The sequence below is a fragment of the Streptomyces sp. NBC_01296 genome (assembly GCF_035984415.1).
In the GTDB taxonomy this organism is placed as follows: domain Bacteria; phylum Actinomycetota; class Actinomycetes; order Streptomycetales; family Streptomycetaceae; genus Streptomyces.
The window spans coordinates 2,157,646-2,183,296 of record NZ_CP130720.1; the positions used below are offsets into that span (position 1 = coordinate 2,157,646).

Genomic DNA, 25,651 nt, shown 5'->3' on the forward strand with positions numbered 1-25,651 from the left:
ACTTATCGCCTGCGCATGCGGGTGAGCGCGAACCGTGCACGGTCATACGGTGTTCGACCCGGCGGGGCCGGCCGCGGGCCCTCGCGGTGGGGGTGCCCCTACCTCCCGCCAGGCACTTGCGTCCCGGAACGGCTCGTGCGTCACCTGAAGCGGTGAACTCCCCCTTGTCCCGGCGGCAACCGGGGTAGGGCCCTGCTGATCTCGTGCGGGGGGCCGCAGCCAAGGGCCCCCGCGCCCTCGGACGGAAAGGTCCACCCCGCCGTGACACAGCCGTTTCACCTGCCGGACTTCTACGTGCCCTATCCGGCGCGACTGAACCCGCACCTGGAGGCCGCGAGAACGCACACCCGGCGGTGGGCCCGCGACTTCGGGATGCTGGAGGGATCCGGCGTCTGGACGCAGAAGGACCTGGACTCGCACGACTACGCGCTGCTGTGCTCGTACACCCACCCCGACTGCGACGGCGACGCGCTGGACCTGGTCACCGACTGGTACGTGTGGGTGTTCTTCTTCGACGACCACTTCCTCGAGGTCTACAAGCGCACCCAGGACCGCGAGGGTGCCAAGAAGTACCTCGACGGGCTGGCCGCCTTCATGCCGATGGACCTCGCCGACGGGTTCCCCGAGCCCTCGAACCCGGTCGAGGCGGGCCTCAAGGACCTGTGGTCGCGGACCGTGCCCGCGATGTCGATGGACTGGCGGGAACGATTCTCCGAGTCGACGAGGAACCTCCTCAACGAGTCGATGTGGGAGCTCCACAACATCAACATCGGCCGGGTGGCCAACCCGCTCGAGTACATCGAGATGCGCCGCAAGGTCGGCGGCGCCCCCTGGTCCGCGGGGCTGATCGAGTACGTGTCGGCCGAGGTGCCGGCGCGGGTCGCGCACGCCCGCCCGCTCGAGGTGCTGCGCGACGCCTTCTCCGACGCGGTGCACATCCGCAACGACATCTTCTCCTACCAGCGCGAGGTGGAGCAGGAGGGCGAACTCTCCAACGCCGTCCTGGTCCTGGAGACCTTCCTGAAGTGCAGCACCCAGGAGGCCGCCGACCTGTCGAACGACCTGCTGACCTCGCGGCTCCAGCAGTTCGAGTACACCGCCCTCGCCGAGGTCCCCGCGCTCGCCGCCCGGTACGGGCTCGGCCCCGTCGAGCAGGCGTCCGTACTCGCGTACGCGAAGGGCCTGCAGGACTGGCAGTCCGGCGGCCACGAATGGCACATGGTCTCCAGCCGCTACATGAACGAGGAGGCCAGGGCAGGGGCGGCGGCCCCGCTCACCCTGCCCTTCATGCCCAGCGGGCCCGGAGCCGCCGCCCTCGACCTGCGCTCGGTGTTCACCCCCCGCGCCATGGACATGCGCCGGCGCAGCTTCACGCACGTGCCGTTCCAGAAGGTGGGCCCTTCGCTGCTGCCCGAGTTCCACATGCCGTTCCCGCTCACGCTCAGCCCCCACCTGGACCGGGCGCGCCGGGAACTGGTCGTCTGGTGCCGGGAGATGGGCCTGCTGCACCCGCAGCCCGGCGACCCCGGCTCCGACATCTGGGACGAGGCCAAGCTGGTCGGCATGGACTTCGCGCTGTGCTCGGCGGGCATCGACCCCGACGCCACGCCCGAGGCACTGAGCCTGAGTGCGCAGTGGCTGGCCTGGGGCACGTACGCGGACGACTACTACCCCAAGGTCTTCGGCGGCTCGAAGTCACCCGGCGCGGCCCGGGCGGCGACCGACCGGCTGATCTCCATGATCCCGGTCGACCCGGCCGAGGCCCCGGAGCCGGTCACCGCGATGGAGCGGAGCCTGAAGGAGCTGTGGGCCCGCACCGTTGCCGGGATGAGCGCTGCGATGCGCGCGGAGTTCCGCGGGCACGTGATCGGGATGCTGGACAGCTGGGTCTGGGAGATCGGCAATGCCGTCGTGAACCGGATTCCGGACCCGGTCGACTACGCCGAGATGCGCCGCTTCACGTTCGGCTCGTACATGACGATGTTCCTGGCCAAACTCGGCCACGAGGGCGACGGCGTCCCGCCCGAGGTCTACCGGGACGGCGTGATGCGCTCGCTGGAGAGCGCGGCGGCGGACGTCGGGTGCATCGTCAACGACCTCCACTCGTACCAGAAGGAGATCGAGGTCGAGGGCGAGGTCCACAACCATGTCCTCGTCACCCAGAACTTCTTCGACATCGGCTACCCGCAGGCGTTCTCGATCGTCGCCGACCTGCTGGAGCAGCGCACCCGGGAGTTCGAGCACATCCGGGACCACCAACTGCCGGTGCTGTACGAGGACCACGGCCTGGACCGGCAGGCGCGCGCCTCGCTCGACGCGTACGTGCGGGAGCTGGAGGACTGGATGGTCGCCGTCCTCAACTGGCACCAGAGCGTGCGCCGTTACCGCGACGAGGATCTGCACCCGAAGCCCACCGGGCTGACCCCCGGAGCCTGGAGCTCCTCCTTCGGCATGTCGGCGGCCCGCATCTCCCTGCCCGCCTGATCCAGCCCGGCCCGGTCGCGGGGGCGGTCCGCTCGCCCGCCCCCGCCCCCGCTGCCCTGAAACCGGATCCGCCGGTCAGACCGCGTCCCTCGTCCGGCCCATTCCGGGATGCGGCAGGAACCGGAGTCGCTGACGCTGGCCAAGACCCCGAAGCAGGCCCGTCGGCAGCGAAGCCGCACCCTACGCGCAGGAGTAGCCATGGCGGTGGTCAGCGCCGACGGGGAGCCCGGGCCCGACGGCGACCGCACCCGAGGATTGCCCTCTGCCGTGGCCCAGGTCCTCGGACCGGACGGGGCGGTGGCCGGGGCGGGCTTCCTGGTCGCCGAAGACATCGTCGTCACCTGTGCGCACGTCGTCGAGGGCGCGGGCGGCGGACCCGGCGAGAGCGTACGGCTGGCCTTCCCCCACGCGGCGGGTGCGCCCCGCGCCGAGGGGCAGGTCCTGGTCGAGCCGTGGCGGGCCCCTGAGGACGAGGACGTGGCCGTCGTACGCCTGAGCACCACCCCGGCGGGTGTGGAGGCGCTGCCGCTGGGCTCGGCGGCGGGCTGCCGGGGCCACGACGTGTGCTCGTACGGGTTCCCCGCCCAGGCCCCGCCGGGCGGCCACTGGGGCTACGGCAGGGCCGGCGATCTGCTGTCGGCCGTCGAGGGCAGGGGCGTACACCTGCAGTTGACCCGCGCCAACGACCTGACCACCGGGTTCAGCGGCGGGCCGGTCCTCGACGAGAAGACCGGCCTGGTCATCGGCATGCTCACCGAGATCACGGCCACGGACGAGCACGGCAGGGGGCTGGGCATCGCCTATGCCACGCCGACGCAGGTCCTGCGGGAGGTCTGGCCGGCGCTGGCCGAGCAGGAGGTGTGTCCCTACCGGGGGCTGGAGCCGTTCACGGCGGAACACGCCCGGTGGTTCGAAGGCCGGAAGGACGCGGTACGGCAGGTACTGGACGGCCTGTTCCGGCACCAGCGGCTGACACTGCTGCTCGGCCCCTCCGGCTCAGGGAAATCCTCACTGATCCAGGCCGGTGTCCTGCGTGCGCTGGCCGCGGGCGAGCGGGGCAGCGACCGCTGGCTGCCCGTCATCGCCCGCCCCAGGCAGGACCTGCCGGCCGAACTCGAACGCGCCGGGCTGCCCGGGGCCGCCACTGCCGGACTCGCCGCGGCCGTGACCCGCCGACTGGCGTCCGAACCCGGGGCTCAACGTGTCGTGCTGGTCATCGACCAGTTCGAAGAGCTCCTCACCCAGCCGGCCGACAGTGAACGGCAGAAGCGGGGCCTGGCCGTCGTGGACCAGATCACCGCGGAGGTCCATGCGTACAGCGAGCTCAGCGTCGTCCTGATCATGCGCGACGACTTCTACCCCCGCTTGGCCGCCTTGGCTCCCCAGCTCCTGGAAGCCGCGACGCCCGGACTCCTCAACGTTCCGGGCACCCTGAGCCGGCAGGACTTGCACGACATCATCACCCTGCCCGCCCAGGACGTGGGGCTCCGCTTGCAGCCGGGGCTGGCCGAGCAGATCATCATCGACGTCCTCGCCACGACCCGCGAGGGAGCGGTGGCCCACCAGGTGCCCGCCACGGTACTGCCCCTGCTCGAGCTGACCCTCAGCCAGCTGTGGCAGCGACGCCAGGACGGATACCTCACCCACGACGCCTACCAGCGCATCGGCGGAGTCACCGGCAGCCTGACGACCTGGTGCGACACGGCCCTCAACCGGCTGCCCGCCGGTCACCGGACCATCGCCCAGCGGATCCTGACCTCCCTGGTGCGCCCGGCCGACCCGAACCACGACATCCCGGCCACCCGTGCCCAGATCCCGCTCGACGAGCTGCGCGACCTCGCGGCGAGCCCCGACGACGGTCCCGGCGGAGACAAGGCCGTCGACGACGTCATCGCGGCACTCACACGCCATCGCATCATCACCACCCAGACGCTCCGCTCCCCCCGGCACCCCGATGCCCCTCCCGGGCAGCCGGTGGCCGAGCTGATCCATGACGCACTCATCCGCGACTGGGGCAAACTGCGGGACTGGGTCGCCCAAGACCACCGTTTCCACGAATGGCTGGACCACACCCGGGAACAGCGCGACCGCTGGGCCGACAAAGCCGACCCAGGAGACCTCCTCGGGGGCACGGCGCTGGCGGAAGGCCTCGAATGGTCGCAGCAACGCCGTCTCCCGGGGGGCATTGCAGCCTTCCTCGCCGCGAGCCAGGACCGCCAGCAGGCCGTCATCCGGCGCAGCAGACGCCTCATCGCGGTGCTGGCAGGCTTCCTGGCCCTCGCCCTGATCGCCGCGGGCGGAGCACTGTGGCAGTGGCGGGCGGCCAACACCGAGAGGCAAGAGGCCTTGTCTCGGCAGCTGGCGGCCCAGTCACACACGTTCATCAGGACGAACCCGGAACTCGCCTCCCTGCTGGCTGTCCAGGCCTATCGCCACAGCCCGACCGCGGAATCACTCGAAAGCCTGCGCACTGCCGCAGCCCTCCCGCTGAACCGCCGCTTGTCGGGCCACACCCAGACGGTGACCTCGGTGGCGTTCAGCCCCGACGGCAGAACGCTCGCCACCGGCAGTGACGACCACTCCGTGCGGCTGTGGGATGTGACGACCGGCCGACCCCGCAACAGACTGACCGGACACACGGACCAGGTGTATTCCGTGGCGTTCAGCCCCGACGGCAAGTTCCTCGCCAGCGCCGGCCGCGACGGCGGAGTACGGCTGTGGAACGCGGCGGCCGGGGAGCCCTACGCCACCCTCAGCGGCCATACCGACGCGGTGTCCTCGGTGGCGTTCGGTCCCGACGGCAGAACCCTGGCGACGGCCAGTTACGACGGCAGCGTGCGGCTGTGGGACGTGGTCGCCGGGAAGAGGGGCCACACCCTGGATGCCGGCGAGGTGAATTCGGTTGCGTTCAGCCCGGACGGCAAGACCCTCGCCACCGGGGGCTCGCAGGACGAGGTGCAACTGTGGGACGTGACGACCGGCGGACCCCGCAGCAAACTGGCCGGACACACCGACGGGGTGAGGGCGGTGACGTTCAGCCCGGACGGCAAAACCCTGGCCACCACGGGCAATGACGTCACCGTGAGACTGTGGGATGTCGCCAGCGACCGGCTCCGCAGCTCCCTGGACGCGAACGCGTTCTCGGTGGCGTTCAGCCCTGACAGCAAGACCCTCGCCACCGCTGATGAAGACCACGCCGTACGGCTGTGGGACGTGGCCACCGGGGCGACCACCGCCAGTCTGGCCGGACATACGGACGAGGTGCATGCGGTGTCGTTCAGCCCCGACGGCAAAACCCTCGCCAGCGCCGGCACCGACCGCACGGTACGGCTGTGGAACGTGGCCACCGATGCGACGGTCACGACGCTGGCAGGACACACGGAGTCGGTCACCGCGGTGGCGTTCAGTCCTGACGGCAAGACCCTCGCCACGGCCGGCGTCGACCACACCGCGCGGCTGTGGGACGCGGTCACCGGCCGACCCCGTACCCAACTCACCGGACACACGGACGTGGTCACCTCGGTGGCGTTCAGCCCTGACGGCAAGACCCTCGCCACCGGCAGCTACGACGGCAGCGCGTGGCTGTGGGACCTGGCCACCGGCCGGCCCCGCACCCAACTCACCGGGTTCATCGGCGGGGTGGACTCGGTGGCGTTCAGCCCCGACGGCAAGACCCTGGCCACCGGAGGTCCCGACCCCACGGTGCGATTGTGGGACGTCGCCACCGGCAGGCCGCGGGCCGAACTCCTCGGGCACACCGACCGGGTACGTTCGGTGGCGTTCAGCCCTGACGGGAAAACCCTCGCCACCGGCAGCCACGACTACACCGCACGCCTGTGGGATCCGGCAACGGGCAAGCTCCGCAACACCCTGGTCGGGCACACCGGCGCCGTACGTTCCGTGGCGTTCGGCCCCGACGGGAAAACCCTCGCCACCGGCAGCCACGACTACACCGCACGCCTGTGGGATCCGGCAACGGGCAAGCTCCGCAACACCCTGGTCGGGCACACCAACCAGGTCTACGACGTGGCGTTCAGCCCTGACGGCAGCAGGGTTGCCACCACCAGCATCGACTACACCGCCAGGCTGTGGAACGTGGCCGGCAAGGCCGAAGTCACCCTTCTCTGGCACACCGCTTCGGTCCTCTCGGCGGCATTCAGCCCCGATGGCAAGACCCTCGCCACCGGCAGCACCGACAGGACGGCGAGGCTGTGGCACGTCGTCCTCATGGAGCCCGAGGCCGCCATCGGGAAGATCTGCCGCGTCGTCGGCCGCGACCTCACCCCCGCAGAGCGGACGGCACACCTGCCGGGCCGATCCACGGGCCCAGTCTGCCCGGCAGGCTCACCCTGAGGCCGTACGCCTACCGGGCCTGCGGCCCCGTCCAGCCCGTCGGGACGTGGCCGAGGCGGACGCGCTGGGGGTGGTCGCCGACCGGGACGGAGACCCGCTTGGTGCCGGTGGCGAAGTCGATGGCGGTGACCCGGTCGGCGCCGCTCTCGGAGATCACGCAGGCCGTGCCGTCCCCGTCGACGGTGGCCCAGTACGGCTTGTCGGCCTGGACCAGCGGCCCCTCGGCGAGGGTGGCGCGGTCCACGACGGTGGCGTAGTCGTCCATGGTGCCCGCGATGCAGAGCTTGGCCCCGTCCGGGCTCATGGACATGCCGTGGTGGCGGGAGTCGTTGACCCAGGTGGTGCGGTCCGCGTTGGTGGCGGGGTTGCGGGGCAGCTCCTTGATCCGGGTGATCCGGTCGGCGGCCACGTCGTACTCGACGACCCCGTTGAAGAAGGACACCTGGAAGTAGAGCTTGGACTCGTCGGGGCTGAACGACATGGGGCGGACGGCGTCGGACAGGTCCGAGCGGCCGAAGGCGTCCAGCCGCTGGCGCATGTCGATCACGCGGACCGTACGGAAGGTCTGCGCGTCGACGACGGTGAGCTTCCGGTCGCCCTTCGTCCAGTCCAGCCACGGCGCGTCGAGCGCGGAGGTGACGTCCCCGATGGAGCTGTTCCACAGGTAGCGGCCGTCACGGCTGAAGGTGTTCTCGTGCGGTTTGTCACCGGTCGGGAAGGAGCCGAGCTGCTGCCCGGTGGCGATGTCCAGGACGTGCACGGTGTTGGCGGTGGAGGCGGAGACGGCGACGCGGGTGCCGTCCGGTGAGACCGCCATGTGGTCGGAGCGGTAGCCGGCGACGGGGAAGCGCCAGTTCACCCGGCCCGTCCGCACGTCGATCGAGACGACGTCGGCGAAGCTGGGGCGGGAGGCGACCACGGCGGTGCCGTCCGGCGTGGTGTACATGTCGTCCACGAACTGGTCGTGGCCCTCGCCCGCGGTGTTGCGGATGCCGAGGAAGAAGCCCAGCTTGATCGGATTGAGGTAGATCTCCCGGAGCCGCTCCTCCTTGTCGGGGATCATGTTGATCCGGCCGACCTTGGCGAGGTCGCCGGTGGAGGCGAGCACATCGGCGGTCCCCTCCCAGTTGTTGCCGACGAACAGCACCTCGCGGACGCCCGGGCCGGCGGCGGCAGCCGGTGCGGAAGCCGAGGCGGGGCCTCCCGCCAGCGAGGCCGCGACCAGCGCGCAACCGGCGAGGAGCGTACGTACGGGGGTACGGGCGGTGCGGGCCGTGCGGGCGGTGCGTGCGGTCCTGGACATCCGCTCAACTCCGTTGCAGGGGGGCGCTGTTACCGGCCGGTAAAATAGGCGGAACAACAAAAGGGCGCAACCCTGGGGTCACGCCCTTTTTTCACACCCGCTTCTTCACGCCCGTTTCTTCACGTCCTTCAAGCGACGGAGCCGATCCTGCCGATCACCGTGTTCGAGGTGTCCGGGTGGATCGGTATGTGCGCTCCGGTGAGGGCCGCGCCGGAGCCGCCGCGGCGGTTGGCGACGATCTCGGCGGCGATGGACAGCGCGGTCTCCTCCGGGGAGCGGGCGCCGAGGTCCAGGCCGATCGGGGAGCGCAGCCGGGCGAGCTCGAGCTCGGTCACGCCGACCTCGCGGAGCCGCTTGTTGCGGTCCTCGTGGGTACGGCGGGAGCCCATGGCGCCGACGTACGCGACGGGCAGCTTGAGGGCCAGTTCGAGGAGCGGGACGTCGAACTTGGCATCGTGGGTGAGCACGCACAGGACGGTCCGGCCGTCCAGCGAGCCCGCAGAGGACTGTGCCTCGAGGTAGCGGTGCGGCCATTCGACGACGATCTCGTCCGCCTCGGGGAAACGGTTCTTCGTCGCGAACACGGGGCGCGCGTCACACAGGGTCACGTGGTAGCCGAGGAACTTGCCGATCCGGACCAGGGCGGACGCGAAGTCGATGGCGCCGAAGACGATCATCCGCGGCGGCGGGACGCTGGACTCGACGAGCACCTTCAGCGGCTCTCCGCAGAGCCGGCCGTCGGCGCCGATCTCCAGCACGCCGGTCCTGCCCGCGTCCAGCATGGCGCGGGCCTCCTCGGCGATGGTGCGGTCCAGCTCGGGGTGTCCCCCGAAACCGCCCTCGTGGCCGCCGTCGCCCCGGACGAGTACGGCGCGGCCCTTGAGCTCGGCCGGCCCCTCCGCGATCCGGGCGACCGCCGCGGCCTCGCCGCGGGCGGCCGCGGCCAGCGCGGCCGCGAACACCTCGCGCGCCGGGGATCCCACGGGGACCGGGGTGACGAGGATGTCGATGATCCCGCCGCAGGTCAGACCCACGGCGAAGGCATCGTCGTCGCTGTAGCCGAAGCGCTCCAGGACGGTCTCGCCGTCCTCCAGCGCCTGCCGGCACAGGTCGTACACCGCGCCCTCCACGCATCCGCCGGAAACCGAGCCGATGGCCGTGCCCTCGCCGTCGACGGCGAGCGCGGCTCCGGGCTGCCGGGGCGCGCTCCCGCCGACCGCCACCACCGTGGCGACGGCAAAGTCACGTCCCTGCTCGACCCACCGGTTCAGTTCTTCGGCGATGTCCAGCATGTGCGGCCTCCTCGGAGAGGTTCGGTTTCCAGTATCGGATGCGGGGAGGGTCAGGTCTTGATCACCGGCCCGGCCTTACTTCACACCGAGCCACGCCTCGATCGGGTGGAGGGCGAAGAAGACCAGGAAGACGCCGGTCAGGACCCACATGAAGGCGCCGATCTCGCGGGCCTTGCCCTGCGCGACCTTGATGGCCACGTAGGAGATGACACCGGCGGCGACACCCGGGGTGATCGAGTACGTGAAGGGCATGACCACCACGGTCAGGAAGACCGGGATGGCGGTCGCGGTGTCGGCCCAGTCCACGTGGCGGGCGTTCTGCATCATCATCGCGCCGATGACGACCAAGGCGGCGGAGGCGACCTCACCCGGGACGATCTGCGTGATCGGGGTGAAGAAGAGGCAGGCGGCGAAGAACAGGCCCGTGACGACGGAGGCGAGGCCCGTGCGGGCGCCCTCGCCGACGCCGGTGGCGGACTCGACGAACACGGTCTGGCCGGAGCCGCCGGTGAAGCCGCCGATGGCGCCGCCGGCACCGTCGATGAACAGCGCCTTGGACAGGCCCGGCATACGGCCCTTGTCGTCGGCGAGCTTGGCCTCGGTGCCGACGCCGATGATGGTGGCCATCGCGTCGAAGAAGCCGGCGAGGACCAGGGTGAAGACGATCATGCCGACCGTCATGACGCCGACGTCGCCCCAGCCGCCGAACTCGACCTTGCCGAAGAGCGAGAAGTCGGGCATCGAGACCGCGGAGCCGTTCAGGGTCGGCGGACCGTTGCGCCAGGCCTTCGCGTCGATGTCCGCCACTGCGTTGAGGATCGCGGCGAGCACGGTGCCGCCGACGATGCCGATCAGGATCGCGCCGGGGACCTTGCGGGCCTGCAGCATGAAGATGGTCAGCAGGGTGACGCAGAAGATCAGGACGGGCCAGCCGGCGAGCTCGCCGACCGAACCGAGCTGGACCGGAGGACCGAACTCGGAGCCCTTGCCGACGAAGCCGGCCTTCACGAGTCCGATCAGGGCGACGAACATGCCGATGCCCATGGTGATCGCGTGCTTGAGCGCGAGCGGGATCGCGTTCATGATCATCTCTCGGAGGCCGGTGACGACCAGGAGACAGATCACGACGCCGTACATCACACACATGCCCATGGCCTGCGGCCAGGTCATCTGCGGGGCGACCTGCGAGGAGAGCACGCCGGAGACGGAAAGGCCTGCGGCCAGGGCCAGCGGGACCTTGCCGACGAAGCCCATGAGGAGCGTGGTCAGGGCCGCCGCGAACGCGGTGGCGGTGATGAGAGCCTTCTGGCTCATGGTGTCTCCGGCGACGTCCTTGCCGGAGAGGATCAGCGGGTTGAGCAAGAGGATGTACGCCATGGCCATGAAGGTCGTGACTCCGCCACGAACCTCATTGCCGACGCTGGATCCTCTGTGCGTGATGTGAAAGTACCGGTCGAGCCAAGAACGCCCGGCGGGGGTACGAGAGCCGTCGCCGGCCTCTTCCGCGGTGGTCTTGGGCTCCACAGACGACTGGGTCATGGTGCCTAACTCCCAAGGTTCAAAGGGGCACCCGCATAAAGATTGGAGACGCGGGATTTGGGAAACTCCGTTTGGCTGCACGACCCGGGGTGACGGCCCGAGGCGACGCGAAATGCACTGCGTTTACTGCGGGTACTGCGGGGGTTCTGCGGTACGGGTGGCGGCTCCGGGGTGCCGGGGCCACCGGGTGTTTCGTGGGGGTACTGCCGGTGAAACGGACCGCGAGCGGTGCGGTTTTTCGTACTCCGGACTTCTTGCTCCGGGCGGTGTGGCTGGAAGTGTGACGTTCCCGGTGTCACACCGCCCGGAAATCTGTGGGGGTCCGGGGGCCTCGCGGCCCCCGGACCACGCCGTCCTAGAGGGTGCCGGTGAGGGCTTCCGGACGGATCGGCGTCTTGTTGATCTCCAGACCGGTCGCCTGCCGGATCGCCGCGATGACGGCCGGGGTGGACGAGAGGGTCGGGGCCTCGCCCATTCCGCGCAGGCCGTACGGCGCCTTCGGGTCGGCGAGCTCCAGGACGTCGACCGGGATGGTCGGGGTGTCGAGGATGGTCGGGATCAGGTAGTCCGTGAAGGAGGGGTTGCGCACCTTCGCGGTCTTCGGGTCCACGATGATCTCTTCCATGATCGCGACGCCCAGGCCCTGGGTGGTACCACCCTGGATCTGGCCGACCACGGAGAGCATGTTCAGCGCCTTGCCGACGTCCTGGGCGGTCGCCAGCTCGACGACCTTGACCAGGCCCAGCTCGGTGTCCACCTCGACCACCGCGCGGTGCGCGGCGAAGGTGTACTGGACGTGGCCGTTGCCCTGGCCGGTGACCAGGTCGAAGGGCTCGGTCGCCGCGTGGCGGAACTCGAGCTCGAGGTCGATGGCCTCGCCCTCGAGGATGTCGGCGATGTCCGCGAGGACCTCGCCGGCGTCGGTGACGACCTTGCCGCCTTCGAGCAGCAGCTCGGCGGTGGCCCACGCGGGGTGGTACGAGCCGTTCTTGCGGCGGCCGATCTCCAGGAGCGCCTCGCGGACGGCCTCACAGGTGTTCTTCACCGCGCCACCGGTCATGTACGTCTGCCGCGAGGCGGACGTGGAACCGGCGGAGCCGACCTGGGTGTCGGCCGGGTGGATGGTCACCTGCGTGACGCCCAGCTCGGTACGGGCGATCTGCGTGTGGACGGTGATGCCGCCCTGGCCGACCTCCGCCATGGCCGTGTGGACCATCGCGACGGGCTCGCCGTTGATGACCTCCAGCCGCACGCGGGCGGTGGAGTAGTCGTCGAAGCCCTCGGAGAAGCCGACGTTCTTGATGCCGACCGCGTAGCCGACGCCGCGGACGACGCCCTCACCGTGGGTGGTGTTCGAGAGGCCACCGGGCAGCGCGCGGACGTCCGCGCCCTCGCCGGCGGTCTCCCACTGGCGCTCCGGCGGCAGCGGGCGGGCCTTGACCCGGCGCAGCAGCTCGGCCACGGGCGCCGGGGCGTCCACGACCTGGCCGGTGGGCATGATCGTGCCCATCTCCATGGCGTTCAGCTGGCGGAACTCGACCGGGTCCATGCCCAGCTTCGCCGCGAGCTTGTCCATCTGGGCCTCGTAGGCGAAGCAGGCCTGGACGGCGCCGAAGCCGCGCATCGCGCCGCAGGGCGGGTTGTTCGTGTAGAGCGCGATCGCCTCGATGTCCACGTCCTCCAGGACGTAGGGACCGACCGAGAGGGAGGAGGCGTTGCCCACGACCGCCGGGGAGGCGGACGCGTACGCGCCGCCGTCCAGGACGATCTTGCACTTCATGTGCGTGAGCTTGCCGTCCTTGGTGGCGCCGTGCTCGTAGTACAGCTTCGCCGGGTGACGGTGCACGTGGCCGAAGAAGGACTCGAACCGGTTGTAGACGATCTTGACCGGCTTGTTCGTGGCCAGGGCCAGGAGGCAGGCGTGGATCTGCATCGAGATGTCCTCGCGGCCACCGAAGGCACCGCCGACGCCCGAGAGCGTCATACGGACCTTCTCCGGCGGCAGGCCGAGGACCGGGGCGATCTGCTGGAGGTCCGAGTGCAGCCACTGGGTGGCGACGTACAGCTCGACACCGCCGTCCTCGGACGGCACGGCCAGACCGGACTCCGGGCCGAGGAAGGCCTGGTCCTGCATGCCGAAGGTGTACTCGCCCTCGACGATGACGTCGGCGCGCTTGCGGGCCTCTTCCACGTTGCCGCGGATGATCGGCTGGCGGTGCACGATGTTCGGGTGCGGGACGTGACCGATGTGGTGGTCGTCGCGGCCCTCGTGGATCAGCGGCGCGCCCTCGGCGAGGGCGGACGCCTCGTCGGTGACGAGCGGCAGCTCGCGGTAGTCGATCTTGATCTTGGCGGCCGCGCGGCGGGCGGTCTCCGGGTGGTCGGCGGCCACGAGGGCGACCGGCTCACCGTGGTGGCGTACCCGGCCGTTGGCGAGAACCGGGGTGTCCTGGATCTCGAGGCCGTAGTTCTTCATCTCGGCCGGCAGGTCGTCGTACGTCAGCACCGAGTACACGCCGGGCATGGCGAGCGCCTCGGAGATGTCGATGGAGACGATCTCGGCGTGGGCGACGGTGCTGCGCAGGGTCTGGCCCCAGAGCATGTCCTCGTGCCACATGTCCGAGGAGTACGCGAACTCACCGGTGACCTTGAGGGTGCCGTCCGGGCGGAGAATCGATTCGCCGATGCCGCCCTTGTTGTGCTTCTGGGTGACGTTCGTCGGCGTACCGGCGGGCACGGTGCGGGTGTTCTGAGCCATGGTCAGACCGCCTCTCCCTGACGGGCGGCCGCGAGGCGGACCGCGTCGAGGATCTTCTCGTAACCCGTGCAGCGGCAGAGGTTGCCGGACAGGGCCTCACGGATGTCCTGGTCGGACGGGTCGGAGTTCTGCTCCAGGAGCGCGTCCGCCTGGACGAGCAGACCGGGGGTGCAGAAACCGCACTGGACGGCGCCGGCGTCGATGAACGCCTGCTGGATGCCGGAGAGCTCGACGCCCTCACCGGTCTGGGAGTCACCGGGCTTGGCGGCCCAGCGCTTGGCCTCGTCGGTGGTGACGCCGTTGCCGCCGCAGCCGCCGCCGGTGCCACAGGCACCGCCGTGGCCGTGCTCCTCGCGCTGCTTGGCGAAGTCCGCCAGGCCCTCGACGGTCACGACGTCGCGGTCTTGGACCTGACCGGCCGCGACCAGGCAGGAACAGACCGGCACGCCGTCGAGGCGGACGGTGCAGGAACCGCACTCGCCCTGCTCACAGGCGTTCTTCGAACCCGGCAGGCCCAGGCGCTCGCGCAGGACGTAGAGGAGGGACTCGCCCTCCCAGACGTCGTCGGCTTCCTGCGGACGGCCGTTGACAGTGAAATTGACGCGCATGGTTACGCAGCCCCTTCAAGCGAGCGGCCGTTCGTGCCGCGGTACTGCTCCCACGTCCAGACGAGCTGACGGCGAGCCATGATGCCTACCGCGTGGCGGCGGTACTTCGCCGTGCCGCGGACGTCGTCGATCGGGTTGGCCGCGCCGGTGGCGAGCTCACCGAACTGCTTGGCGATCGACGGGGTGATGACCTTGCCGGACTCCCAGAAGCCGCCCTCTTCGAGCGCGGCGTTCAGGAACTCCTCGGCGGCCTTCGCCCGGATCGGGGTCGGCGCGGCCGAACCGATGCCGGTGCGGACCGTCCGGGTGTCGGGGTGCAGCGCCAGGCCGAAGGCGCACACGGCGATGACCATCGCGTTGCGGGAGCCGACCTTGGAGTACTGCTGCGGGCCCGTGGCGTTCTTGATGTGGACCGTCTTGATGAGCTCGTCGGCGGAGAGCGCGTTGCGCTTGACGCCCGTGTAGAACTCGTCGATCGGGATGAGGCGGGAGCCGCGTACGGACTCGACCTCGACCTCGGCGCCGGCGGCGAGGAGGGCGGGGTGGGAGTCACCGGCGGGCGAGGCGCAACCGAGGTTGCCGCCGACACCGCCGCGGTTGCGGATCTGCGGGGACGCGACCGTGTGCGAGGCGAGCGCGAGACCCGGCAGCGTGCCGCGCAGGTTCTCCATGATCTGGGTGTACGGGACGGAGGCGCCCAGCTTGGTGACCTCCTCGCCTACCTCCCACTCCCGCAGCAGTCCGATGCGGTTGAGGTCAAGGAGGTACTCCGGACGGCGGTGGTCGAAGTTGATCTCGACCATGATGTCGGTGCCACCCGCAATCGGCACAGCTGTGGGGTACTCGGCCTTAGCGGCGAGCGCCTCCTCCCAGCTGGCGGGGCGAAGGAAGTCCATGTGCGGCTCTCTTCTTCTTCATCGTGTCGTTCACTTCAAGCCAGGAGGCCCGGGGGGCCCTCGACTGGTCGTTCACGTGCTGTTAATGCGGTGTGGAGCCAGTACACAAGCCGCGGCTCCTCCGGGTGCAGTCACCGAAACCATGAAGGAGTTGGCTGGCGGCCTCCCTCGTCTTGTAGATTCGTATGAAAGGCAGGATGCAACGACCTGCCCGATTTCCAACGGCAACATTCGAGACAGATCGGCGGCGACACCATGCGGCTGCGCGCACTGCTGGAAACCGAGGCGCTGGGGCTGCGGCTGCTGGGCGGCGAGGACGAACTCGACCGGACGGTCCGCGGCGTCATGACGACCGACCTGAGGGATCCCAGCCGATACCTCACCGGGGGCGAACTCGTCCTCACTGGCCTGGCCTGGCGAAGAAATTCAGCCGACTCCGAGCCGTTCGTACGAATCCTGGCGAGCGCGGGCGTCGCGGGCCTCGCGGCCGGCGAGGCGGAGCTCGGGGACATCCCCGACGATCTCGTTTCAGCCTGTCGGCGCAACCGGCTGCCGTTGTTCGCTGTGAACGAAGACGTTGCATTCGCCACGATCACGGAGTATGTGGTGCGGCAGGTCTCGGGGGAGCGCGCGGGCGATCTCGCGGCCGTCGTGGACCGGCACCGCCGCCTGATGACCTCGGGCCCCGCGGGCGGTGGACCCGACGTGGTGCTCGATCTGCTCACCACCGACCTCGATCTGCGCGCCTGGGTGCTGTCCCCCACGGGCCGGCAGATCGCCGGCGCGGGAGAACCCCTGGCACCAGGTGTCTGCGCGAAGCTGGCCGGCGAGCACCTGGCGGCGGTCCGCACCGGGCGCAGGGGCCCGCACCGGATCTCCATCCAGGGTATTACGTACTCCCTGTTCCCGATCAGGGGAGCGGGGCGGGGCCCGGGCGGTCCCGGGGCCCGTGACGTGCGCGAGAGCGTGCTCTCGGACTGGCTGCTGGCCGTCGAGGCGGACGCGGGCGACTGGCCCGCCGAGCGGCTCGACCTGCTGCAGGGCGTGACCCAGCTGATCGCCGTCGAGCGGGAGCGGCGCGACGCGGCCCGTACGGTGCGCCGCCGGCTCGCCCAGGAGGTGCTGGAGCTGGTCCAGACGGGCGCCGCGCCCGCCGAGATCGCCGCCCGCCTGCGGGTCGCGGCCCCGGTGCTGCTGCCCGGGCTGGGCACCGCCCCGCACTGGCAGGTCGTCGTGGCGCGGGTCGACTGGGAGGGCGGGGACATCCCCGGCGGCCCGGTGGCCCAGTCGCTGCTGGAGGAGATCCTGATCGACCCGTCCGTCTCGGGGCCCGAGCCCTCGGACCGGATCGCGGTGGCCCATGCGGGTGACGAGGCCATCGCGCTCGTACCGCTGCCCGCCCTGCCCGCCGAGCCCGGCGAGGAGAAGGGCGGCCCGGACAGCGCCCTGCACGCCGACGAGCTGCTCTCCGCCGTACGGGAGCCCCTGCAGGCGGGCCTCGCCGATGACGGCCGGATCACCCTGGGCGTGAGCGCGGCCGTGCACTCCGCGGAGGGGCTGCGCGGGGCGCTGGAGGAGGCCCGGCACGCCCGCCGGGTCGCCGCGGCGCGCCCGGGCCGGGTCTGCGCGGCGGGCCACCACGAGCTGGCCTCGCACGTACTGCTGCTGCCGTTCGTCCCGGACGACGTGCGCCGCGCCTTCACGGCGCGCCTGCTGGACCCGCTGCGGGACTACGACCGCCGCCACCGCGCGGAGCTCATTCCGACGCTGGAGGCGTTCTTGGACTGCGACGGCTCGTGGACGCGGTGTGCGACGCGGCTGCACCTGCACGTCAACACCCTGCGCTACCGGGTCGGGCGAATCGAGCAGTTGACGTCGCGTGACCTGTCGCGGCTGGAGGACAAGCTCGACTTCTTCCTGGCACTGCGGATGAGCTGAGCAGATCCGGCCAGGGGCGGTGCCGAATGCCTGACGCGGCGTCCGGACTTTGTGAAAGAGTTCACCCGACCCCTTGGCCGCAGCCGTCGATCCGTGCTCAAATTTCGGCCCAGGGCTCGACGACGTGCTGCTTGGTTGCTTTGGGGAGGGCAATGTGGCGGATACCGCCATGTCCGGTGCCGGAACTACCGGGGGAGACGACCCCCTCCAGCGGGCGATATGGCGGCTGCGCTCGCGCGGCTGTTGGACCGACGCGGCGGCCCTGCTGACGCCGCACCTGCCCGACGCCGGCGCGGCCGTGCAGCGGACCGCGCTGCTGGTCGAGCGGTGCCTGTTCACCGGGCAGGGCTGGGCCGAGGCGGAGGACGCGCTGCGGGTCGCGGAGGCGGTGGCCCGGGACGACGACGAGCGGGGCTCGGCGGCCTGCGAGCGGGGGCAGCTGGCGTACGCGGCCACCGTGCTCGGGGTCCGCGACCGCTCGGACGAGGCCCGGTCGGCGCTGGGCCGGGCGGCGGCGCTGCTGTCCCCGGGGTCCAGGACGCGGCCCCTGCTGGACTTCCGGCGCGGCCTGGTCGCGGAACACCTGGCGGACGCCCCCCAGTCGGCCCGGCCCGCGTACCGGCGCGCCCATGCGGGGGCCCTGGCCCACGGGGACACCCTCCTCCTGTCGTTCACCTGGCGGCACCTGGCGGCGCTGGCCCTGCGGGACGGGGAGGTGGCGGAGGCCCGCAAGGGCTTCGCGGAGTCCTTGCGCATCCGGGAGGAGCTGGGCTTCCTGATCGGCACGGCCCCGGCGCTGGCGGCCCTGGCCGAAGCCGAGCCGGAACCGGAGGCCGCCCGCCTCCGCGCGGAGGCCCGCCGCCTGTTCCACCTCCTGGGCGGCATCCCCACCTGGCTGGCGGACCAACTCCAGCCGGCCCCGGCGACCTGACGGCGCGGACCCTGCGGGGGCGCCGGTCAGGCGCCGGTGAAGTGGTTGCGGATCAGGGGTTCGATCAGCGGGAGGTCGCCCGCGATCAGGGCCTCCAGTAGGGCCGAGTGCTCCGCCGCGTCCGCGACGAGGTCCGCCCTGCGGACCCGCGGAGCGCCGGGCAGCGGCCACTGGGACCGGCGGTGCAGTTCCTCGGCGACCTGGACCAGCTGGTCGTTCGCGCCCAGGGAGAGGACCTCCCGGTGGAAGGCCCGGTCCGCGTCCGCGTACCCCGGGAGGTCACCGGCCGCGGCGGCCTCGGCCGTGGCGGCCGCCGCCGGCCGCAGCGCCGCCCAGGCCTCCGCCGGGACCGTACGGGCCAGCCGCAGCATCACCGGCACCTCCAGCAGCGCGCGGACCTCCGCCAGCTCCGCCAGGGCCCGCGGCGTGCGCGACAGCACCCGGAAGCCCCGGTTCGGCAGGCATTCCACCGCCCCCTCCAGCGCCAGCTGCTGCATCGCCTCGCGCACGGGCGTCGCGGAGACGCCGAAGCGCTCCCCCAGGGCCGGCCCGGAGTAGATCTCCCCCGGCGCCAGCTCGCCGTCGACGAGTGCGGCGCGCAGCGCGTCCAGCACCTGCGCGCGCACCGAATGGCGCAGCACCTTCTGCGTCGGGATCAGCGCCGTCACCCCGACGGGGGCCGCTTCGTGCACTCGGTCCTCCTCTGGGTCTCGACCTGGGCCCTCCGAGAATAGGCGAATCGGTCCGGCAAGTGCTGGTACAGGCCACCGAGATCAGTTAAGGTAAGGCTTACCTTTGTCTCTCGCGCCTGTGTGAATCGGTGGTTCCGCCATGCCCGACAGCTCCGTCGACGCCCCGCCCCCGGCCGGCTCTGCGGTGGCGGACGCGTACGCACGCCTGTCGCAGGTGTACGACAGGCTGCAGGTCACCGAGCGCGCAGCACACGAGACCGCCCCTCGCGGTGTGGGGTGGGTCGGTGCGGATGCGCTCGCGGCGGGCGGAGCCGAGCTGGACGGGTACCTCGCCTGGGACGACGCCCAGGTCCTTCGGGACTACGGCCGCCAGGCCCGCCCCGACGTCGTGGCCACCTTCGGCCTGCACCGGTACGCATGGCCCGCGTGCCTGCTGATCACGGCCCCCTGGTTCCTCCACCGGCGGGTGCCCCGGCTGTCGGCGCAGCAGGTGGCCTTCCATCGGACCCAGGGGCGCATGAGCGTGCGCATCGACTCCTTCGCGTGCCTGCCGGACGATCCGGCGGCCGCTCTCCCCGGGGCCCGTGTCGTGCCCGGCGAGGAGGCGCTGCGCGGTGAGGTGCGGGCTGCGGTGGCCCAGCACCTCGAGCCCCTCCTGGACGGCTTCGGCCCGCGCATGCGGCGCGGCCGCCGCGCCCTGTGGGGCATGGTGACCGACGAGATCGTCTCGGGCGTCTGGCACCTGGGCAAGCTGGTGGGCGAGGAGCGCCGGGCCAGGGCGGAGCTGGAGGCGCTGCTGCCCGGCAGGACGGCCCCGTACACCGCGGGCGCGGCGTTCCGCATGCTCTCCGGCCCGGACGGCGAACGGCTGCCCACCCGGGACCGCGCGAGCTGCTGCCTCTTCTACACGATCCGGCCCGAGGACACCTGCACCACCTGCCCCCGCACCTGCGACGCGGACCGCATCGTCCGCCTCACAGCTGCCGCCTGACATCTGAACCCACTCGTCCGGCTGACCGTAATCGAACGCAATTCCGGCTGAACGAGCGGCAGTTCGAGCTACAACACCCTATCCGGCGGGCCCCACCCCCCGATGGCGTCCACTTGCCCCGAAACCCTCATGGCGGGCCGATCTCCTGGGTCACCATGGCTCCCGGAAGGCCGCACACGCGAGGCAGAGGCAAGGGACATCCGCATGAGACTGACCGACATATCGCTGGACTGGCTGCTGCCCGGCAGCCTGCTGATCCTGGGCGTACTTGCGGCAGTTGCGGTACTGGCCCGGGGCAAGCGGGAGGGCGACAAGGGCGCGGCAGACGACACGTGGGAGCGCAGCGAAGAGCGGCGGCGGCGCAAGGAAGCCGTCTACGGAACCGCCTCCTACGTCCTGCTGTTCTGCTGCGCGGCGGTGGCCGCCGCGCTCTCCTTCCACGGACTGGTCGGCTTCGGCCGGCAGAACCTGAACCTCTCCGGGGGCTGGGAGTACCTGGTCCCCTTCGGCCTCGACGGCGCCGCCATGTTCTGCTCGGTGCTCGCCGTCCGCGAGGCGAGCCACGGTGACGCGGCCCTCGGCTCCCGCATGCTGGTCTGGCTGTTCGCGGGCGCGGCCGCCTGGTTCAACTGGGTGCACGCTCCGCGCGGCGCCGGGCACGACGGGGCCCCGCAGTTCTTCTCCGGAATGTCGCTGTCGGCGGCCGTGCTCTTCGACCGCGCCCTCAAGCAGACCCGCCGGGCGGCGCTGCGCGAACAGGGCCTGATTCCACGGCCGTTGCCGCAGATCCGGATGGTCCGCTGGCTGCGGGCCCCCCGGGAGACCTTCGGCGCCTGGTCGCTCATGCTGCTCGAAGGGGTCCGCACCCTCGACGAGGCCGTCGACGAGGTGCGCGAGGACAAGCGCGAGCGGGAGCAGGACCGCCACCGCAGGCGCGACCAGAACCGGCTGGACCGGGCCCGCATCAAGGCCCTGGGCCGGCAGAACCGGGCGTTCGGGCGATCCCGCGCCCGCCAGGTCGACGTGCCGGGGCTGGCCCCCGGGTCGGGCTCCGCGCCGGTCGGCGCGGAGCCGGCCATAGCGGAAACGGGACAGCTGCCCGCCCCGCGCCGCCGGCCCTCCCTGCAGGCCGTGCACCGGACCGAGACCGCTGAGGTGACCGGCGCCCGGACGGTGGACCTCACCGCCGAGGACGACACCCAGACCATCCCCCGCCTCGACTCGCTCGAGCGCAAACTCAAGGACCTGGAGCAGCAGTTCGGCTGACGCCTGCCCCCGCTCGGGACCTCGCAGGGCCCGCCGGTCCGGCGGGCCCTGCGCCGTGCGTCCCGTCGCACGGCGCGCCGTACGCGCCTACGCCCCGTCGTACATCCCGAGCGTGCCGTCCAGCTCGAACCACACCACCTTGCCGCCGGCCTGCACCGGCGCGTCCACGCCCCAGGCGTCGGCGAGGGCCTGCACCAGCACCAGCCCCCGGCCGTGCGTACCGTCGTCGGCGGTCGGTACGTACGGCCGGGGCCGGCGCGAGGCGTAGTCCCTGACCTCCACCCTCAGCCGGTCCGCGGCGATCCGCGCGGACACCTCCGCGCCCTGGTCGGTGTGGACGAGGGCATTGGTGACGAGCTCGGTGATCAGCAGCTCCGCCACCTCCGCGGTGTCGGCCGGGCACCGATGGCGCATCAACTCCCGTAACGCCCGGCGCACCTCGCCCACGGCCTTGAGATCCGCCCGCCGTACGCTCCGGCTGATCTTCAGCGCGTCCACCGCTCCCCCGTCCTCGACGGACGGTTCACGCGGTACGGGCCGCCCTCTTCTCCACTGCTTCCCGGTCTTCGCCCCCACCCGCACGGCGATGTACCTCCCCCGTGTCCCACGGATCTCGAACTGGTCTACGGGATGCATGCCCGCCGGGGCAATCCGCACTCCTGCGGGCTTACGGGCGCGGCACGTTGCGCAGGTTGGATCGAGCCATCTGGATCATCCGGCCCACCCCTCCGTCCAGCACGATCTTGCTGGCCGAAAGTGCAAAACCGGTCACCATCTCGGCGCTGATCCTGGGTGGAATGGACAAGGCGTTGGGATCGGTCACCACGTCCACCAAGGCGGGCCCCTTGTGCCGGAACGCCTCCTTCAGAGCCCCGGTGAGCTGCTTGGGCTTCTCCACCCGGACCCCGAAGGCGCCCGCCGCGCGCGCGATCGCCGCGAAATCCGGATTGTGATGGGTCGTTCCGTACGAGGGCAGGCCGGAAACCAGCATCTCCAACTCGACCATCCCGAGCGATGAGTTGTTGAAGAGGACCACTTTGACGGGCAGGTCGTACTGCACCAGGGTGAGGAAATCTCCCATCAGCATCGAGAAACCGCCGTCGCCCGACATCGACACCACTTGACGGCCGCGGTCCGTGAACTGTGCGCCGATGGCCTGCGGAAGGGCATTGGCCATGGAGCCGTGGCTGAAGGAGCCGATGATGCGCCGCTTGCCGTTCGGGGAAAGATAGCGTGCCGCCCACACGTTGCACATGCCCGTGTCGACGGTGAACACGGCGTCTTCGTCCGCGAGTTCGTCGAGTACCGAGGCCACGTACTCGGGGTGGATCGGGGTGTGCTTCTCCACCTTGCGCGTGTACGCCTTGACCACGCCCTCCAGGGCGTCCGCGTGCTTCTTCAGCATCCGGTCCAGGAACCGGCGGTCCGTCTTGGCCTTCACCCGGGCGTTCAGGGCGCGCAGGGTCTCCCGTGCGTCACCCCAGACGGCGAGGTCCAACTGTGTGCGGCGGCCGAGGTGTTCGGGGCGGATGTCCACCTGGACGATCTTCACGTCGTCGGGCAGGAAGGCGTTGTACGGGAAGTCCGTGCCGAGCAGGATCAGCAGGTCGCACTCGTGCGTGGCCTCGTAGGCGGCGCCGTAGCCGAGCAGCCCGCTCATTCCGACGTCGTACGGGTTGTCGTACTGGTGATACCTGCGCGCGTGAATGCGAGCACGGCCCGCAAGGCCTCTCCGGCGGGTTGCGGCACCGGCCATCCGTCCCTGCGTCGCCGGTGGCCCGCTCCCGACAGGTGTCACTCGAATGGAGTAACCAAACGCGCCACCCACATGGGTGAAGATCAAGCTGAGTAGTGCCCCAACCGAGGCAATCCGTGAAAGGGGAACCACATGCGCCTTCGACGAATCTTCGCCGCCGTCATCGCCACGGCGGCCTTCGCCGGACTCGGCCTCTCTGGCGCCGCCACCGCCACCGCCACCGCCGGCAGCGTCACCCCGGCCAGCGTCACCCCGGGTGAGTGCACGGACAACGGCGGAACGATCGATCGGTCGACGCCCGTGCTCCCGACCTGCAGGGGCGGTATGTACGACGGGCAGACGGTCGACTAAACCCCACCAGGCCCGTTGCGAAAGTGGATCGTCGCCCCGCAGCCACGCGTTGCGGGGCGCTCCCGCGCGAGCATGCTGCAACATCACGGTGACACCGAGATACGTACGCCACTAAGGATTGTCGTACTGGATCCACTCCTTGCCGCGCAGGGCGTGCCCGACGGGCGCCTTGACCCGGCCCGCGAACTCCATGACCTCGGGGTGCGCCCCGGCGGCGCCGCTGCCGCAGAACAGCGTGACCTTCTCGGCCTCGTCGATCAGCCGGACCAGCTTCTCGATCTCCCCGTCGCCGGGCCGTACGGTCGGCCGCGCGGTCACGAGCGCGTGCTCGATGCTCTTGTCCGGGGCCGGGAGGGAGGCGATGTCGCCGGGCAGCGAGATCACGCCGACGCCGCTGCGGCCGATGGCGTGCTGGATGGCGGTCTGGAGCACCCGGGGCGTCTGCTGTGGGTTGGAGATCAGCTCGCTGTAGTGGCTGCACTCGGTGAACAGCCGGTCGGGGTGGGTCTCCTGGAAGTAGCCGAGGCCGATCTCGCCGGAGGGGATGTGGGAGGCGAGCGCGAGCACCGGGGCCATCGAGCGGTGGGCGTCGTAGAGGCCGTTGATCAGGTGCAGGTTGCCGGGACCGCAGGAGCCTGCGCAGGCCGCGAGCCGGCCGGTGATCTGGGCCTCGGCCCCGGCGGCGAACGCGGCCGTCTCCTCGTGGCGGACCTGGATCCACTCGATGCCGCCGGTGCGCCGAATGGCGTCGACGACGGGGTTCAGGCTGTCGCCGACGACTCCGTACATCCGGCGCACGCCGGCGCGTACGAGGATGTCGACGAACTGCTCGGCCACGTTCTTCTTGCCCATGGAGGCGCGCCCTTTCCCGTTGCCTGCCGGGTACGCCTCCCATCCATCCACATTCCGCGCGGTTACGCCTCCCAGACCGCGGCGGCCGTCCGGTCGTCGGCGTAGCCCTTGAGGCGGAGCTGGGTGTCCGCGAGGAAGGCGGCGAGGCCGGGGGGCTCCGGGTCGGCCCAGCGGGCCGCGAGTTCGGCCGAGAGGAGGCCCTCCTCGCGCATGGGGTCCGCGAGCCCGCCGGAGCAGAGCAGCAGGGTGTCGCCGGGCCGGGCCACGGCGGCCCTGAACCGGAACCCGTCCCCGCCGGTCTCGGTCGACTCGGGCTCTGGCTCCGGCTTCGGTTCCGGCTCCAGGTCCTCCCATGCCCCGGCCCGGAGCCGGAACAGGCCGCCGGCGCCCGCGCCGAAGCAGACCCGGGTCTTGCACTCGGGGTCGATGGGGAGCAGCAGCACGCGCAGGCCCGCGGTGTACGCGTCCTCCGGGAGCCCCAGCTCGGCGGCGTGCGCCCGCAGGCGGCCGTAGCCGCGGTCGGTGAGGCGCTGGAGCCCCGAGCGCAGGGCGTCGCGCCGGCCGGCGCGGATGTCGTCGGCGAGCCGCTCCCGGCTCCGGCCGACGGCCGATGCCATCCAGCGGCACAGCTCGACGGCGGCCTCGGCGGCGCCGGGGGCGGCCCGGTCACCGCCGGCGAGGGCCACGAGGACGAGGGCGTCGTCGCCGGTGCCGAAGCGGGCGGTCAGCAGGAAGTCCCGGCGGGCCTCGCCGCGGAACCGGGCGGAGTCCCCGCGCACGGAGGTGGCGCGCAGGGTGTACGTCCCGTGCCGGGCCCCCTCGAGGACGGTGTCGGGCACAAGCGCGTCGAGCACCCCCGGATCGGCGAGGGGCAGGGCCCCGGGCTCGGGGGCGTAGGTGGGCGCCCGGTCCCCCAAATACCCCACGACGGGCCGCTCCCCACCCGGGCCCGCGGCCCCCGGCCCGCCGTCGAGCACGGAACCTGCCCGCGACTGCCCTCCGGGACCAGGACCGGGATCCGACGCGGAATCCGGTCCGGCTCCGGGGCCTGCCCAGGGATGTGGTTCAGCACCGGCCGGAGGCTGCGGACCGGACCGCGGGTCGGCGTCGGCACGGGAACCGGCCCGGGGTCGGGCTCCGGGACCGGTCGACGGCTCGTCGTCGGAGACCGGCGACGGCGCGGCGGCGGGCCAGGTTCCCGGGCGGAGCCCGGTGTCAGGTCCGGCCCCGTGCTGCGCGGCGGCGGCGCCGGTTCCCGCACCGGCCTCCGGGCCCGACCAGGAGCCCGGCTCGGCACCGGAACGAGCCCCGGGCAGCAGGCCGGGACCGGAGCGCCGGCCGGGCTCACCCGAACCGGGCTCGGCCGGCCCGGACTCGCCCGCGCCGCGGTCGGCCGCGCCGGGGTCGGCCGCGCCGGGGTCGGCCCAGGCCTCGGGCCGGTGCCCCGTGCCGTCCCCGGCCACCGGCCGGGCACGTGGCCCGACACCGGTTCCGGGCCAGGGGCCCGTACCGGCGTCGGGTCCGGGGTCGGACTCCGGTCCGGGGACGGGCCAGGAGCCCGCGCCCTGCTCGGGCGCTCGCTCGGGTGCAGGCCAGGTGCCGGAAGCCCGTCCGGGGGCGGGGGAAGGGGGCTCGGGCGGG

16 protein-coding genes and 2 pseudogenes are annotated in these 25,651 nt (G+C 71.5%); 7 read left to right on the forward strand and 11 right to left on the reverse strand.

Annotated features, from left to right (window positions below; genetic code table 11):
• Window positions 1-261 precede the first annotated feature (261 nt).
• Both OG299_RS10020 and OG299_RS10025 read left to right on the forward strand, forming a co-directional pair.
• On the forward strand, window positions 262-2,484 hold the full coding sequence (locus OG299_RS10020; protein WP_327361279.1) for a terpene synthase family protein: 2,223 nt from the start codon (window positions 262-264) through the stop codon (window positions 2,482-2,484).
• A gap of 198 nt (window positions 2,485-2,682) precedes the next feature.
• Entirely contained in the window at window positions 2,683-6,837 is a 4,155-nt protein-coding gene (locus tag OG299_RS10025) for an nSTAND1 domain-containing NTPase (RefSeq protein ID WP_327361280.1), read from the forward strand.
• A gap of 10 nt (window positions 6,838-6,847) precedes the next feature.
• Here the strand turns inward: OG299_RS10025 and OG299_RS10030 are convergent, their stop codons facing one another.
• The 6 genes from OG299_RS10030 to OG299_RS10055 all read right to left on the reverse strand — a co-directional run bounded on the left by OG299_RS10030 (window position 6,848) and on the right by OG299_RS10055 (window position 15,233).
• Complete coding sequence (locus tag OG299_RS10030; protein WP_327361281.1) at window positions 6,848-8,140, reverse strand: YncE family protein; 1,293 nt, start codon at window positions 8,138-8,140, stop codon at window positions 6,848-6,850.
• A 128-nt stretch (window positions 8,141-8,268) separates the two neighbouring features.
• A complete protein-coding gene (locus OG299_RS10035; protein ID WP_266634416.1) occupies window positions 8,269-9,432 on the reverse strand; it encodes an XdhC family protein in 1,164 nt (387 codons plus the stop codon).
• A 75-nt stretch (window positions 9,433-9,507) separates the two neighbouring features.
• Window positions 9,508-10,971: an NCS2 family permease gene (locus OG299_RS10040; RefSeq protein WP_266634414.1), complete on the reverse strand. Its 1,464-nt coding sequence runs from the start codon at window positions 10,969-10,971 to the stop codon at window positions 9,508-9,510.
• A 355-nt stretch (window positions 10,972-11,326) separates the two neighbouring features.
• Window positions 11,327-13,729 (reverse strand): xanthine dehydrogenase family protein molybdopterin-binding subunit, encoded by a 2,403-nt coding sequence (locus tag OG299_RS10045; protein WP_266634412.1) that lies wholly within the window; start codon window positions 13,727-13,729, stop codon window positions 11,327-11,329.
• Window positions 13,730-13,731: 2 nt separating this feature from the next.
• A complete protein-coding gene (locus OG299_RS10050) occupies window positions 13,732-14,337 on the reverse strand; it encodes a (2Fe-2S)-binding protein (RefSeq protein WP_266634410.1) in 606 nt (201 codons plus the stop codon).
• Window positions 14,338-14,339: 2 nt separating this feature from the next.
• Complete coding sequence (locus OG299_RS10055; protein WP_327361282.1) at window positions 14,340-15,233, reverse strand: FAD binding domain-containing protein; 894 nt, start codon at window positions 15,231-15,233, stop codon at window positions 14,340-14,342.
• A 255-nt stretch (window positions 15,234-15,488) separates the two neighbouring features.
• Here OG299_RS10055 and OG299_RS10060 point away from each other — a divergent pair, with 255 nt between their 5' ends.
• Window positions 15,489-17,171, forward strand: a complete 1,683-nt coding sequence (locus OG299_RS10060) for a PucR family transcriptional regulator (RefSeq protein WP_266634406.1) — start codon at window positions 15,489-15,491, stop codon at window positions 17,169-17,171.
• Between the two features lie 154 nt (window positions 17,172-17,325).
• Window positions 17,326-18,102 (forward strand): hypothetical protein, encoded by a 777-nt coding sequence (locus OG299_RS10065; RefSeq protein ID WP_266634404.1) that lies wholly within the window; start codon window positions 17,326-17,328, stop codon window positions 18,100-18,102.
• 26 nt (window positions 18,103-18,128) lie between these two features.
• On the opposite strand, the gene OG299_RS10070 is transcribed toward OG299_RS10065, so the two are convergent.
• Window positions 18,129-18,794 (reverse strand): GntR family transcriptional regulator, encoded by a 666-nt coding sequence (locus OG299_RS10070; RefSeq protein ID WP_266634402.1) that lies wholly within the window; start codon window positions 18,792-18,794, stop codon window positions 18,129-18,131.
• 139 nt (window positions 18,795-18,933) lie between these two features.
• On the opposite strand from OG299_RS10070, the gene OG299_RS10075 reads away from it, so the two are divergent.
• On the forward strand, window positions 18,934-19,785 hold the full coding sequence (locus OG299_RS10075) for a (2Fe-2S)-binding protein (protein ID WP_327361283.1): 852 nt from the start codon (window positions 18,934-18,936) through the stop codon (window positions 19,783-19,785).
• Between the two features lie 204 nt (window positions 19,786-19,989).
• Window positions 19,990-21,051, forward strand: coding sequence for a DUF2637 domain-containing protein (locus OG299_RS10080; protein WP_266634398.1), 1,062 nt, complete (start codon window positions 19,990-19,992; stop codon window positions 21,049-21,051).
• Window positions 21,052-21,138: 87 nt separating this feature from the next.
• Here OG299_RS10080 and OG299_RS10085 read toward each other — a convergent pair whose 3' ends face one another.
• Window positions 21,139-21,549 (reverse strand): ATP-binding protein, encoded by a 411-nt coding sequence (locus tag OG299_RS10085; protein ID WP_327361284.1) that lies wholly within the window; start codon window positions 21,547-21,549, stop codon window positions 21,139-21,141.
• 169 nt (window positions 21,550-21,718) lie between these two features.
• Window positions 21,719-22,741 (reverse strand): annotated as a pseudogene (locus OG299_RS10090) (thiamine pyrophosphate-dependent enzyme); the annotation flags it as partial.
• Between the two features lie 198 nt (window positions 22,742-22,939).
• On the opposite strand from OG299_RS10090, the gene OG299_RS10095 reads away from it, so the two are divergent.
• Complete coding sequence (locus tag OG299_RS10095) at window positions 22,940-23,158, forward strand: hypothetical protein (protein WP_327361286.1); 219 nt, start codon at window positions 22,940-22,942, stop codon at window positions 23,156-23,158.
• A 114-nt stretch (window positions 23,159-23,272) separates the two neighbouring features.
• On the opposite strand, the pseudogene OG299_RS10100 reads toward OG299_RS10095, so the two are convergent.
• Both OG299_RS10100 and OG299_RS10105 read right to left on the reverse strand, forming a co-directional pair.
• Window positions 23,273-24,010: pseudogene (locus tag OG299_RS10100) on the reverse strand (thiamine pyrophosphate-binding protein); the annotation flags it as partial.
• Window positions 24,011-24,072: 62 nt separating this feature from the next.
• On the reverse strand, window positions 24,073-24,936 hold the full coding sequence (locus OG299_RS10105) for a protein phosphatase 2C domain-containing protein (protein ID WP_327361287.1): 864 nt from the start codon (window positions 24,934-24,936) through the stop codon (window positions 24,073-24,075).
• Window positions 24,937-25,651: the final 715 nt, after the last annotated feature.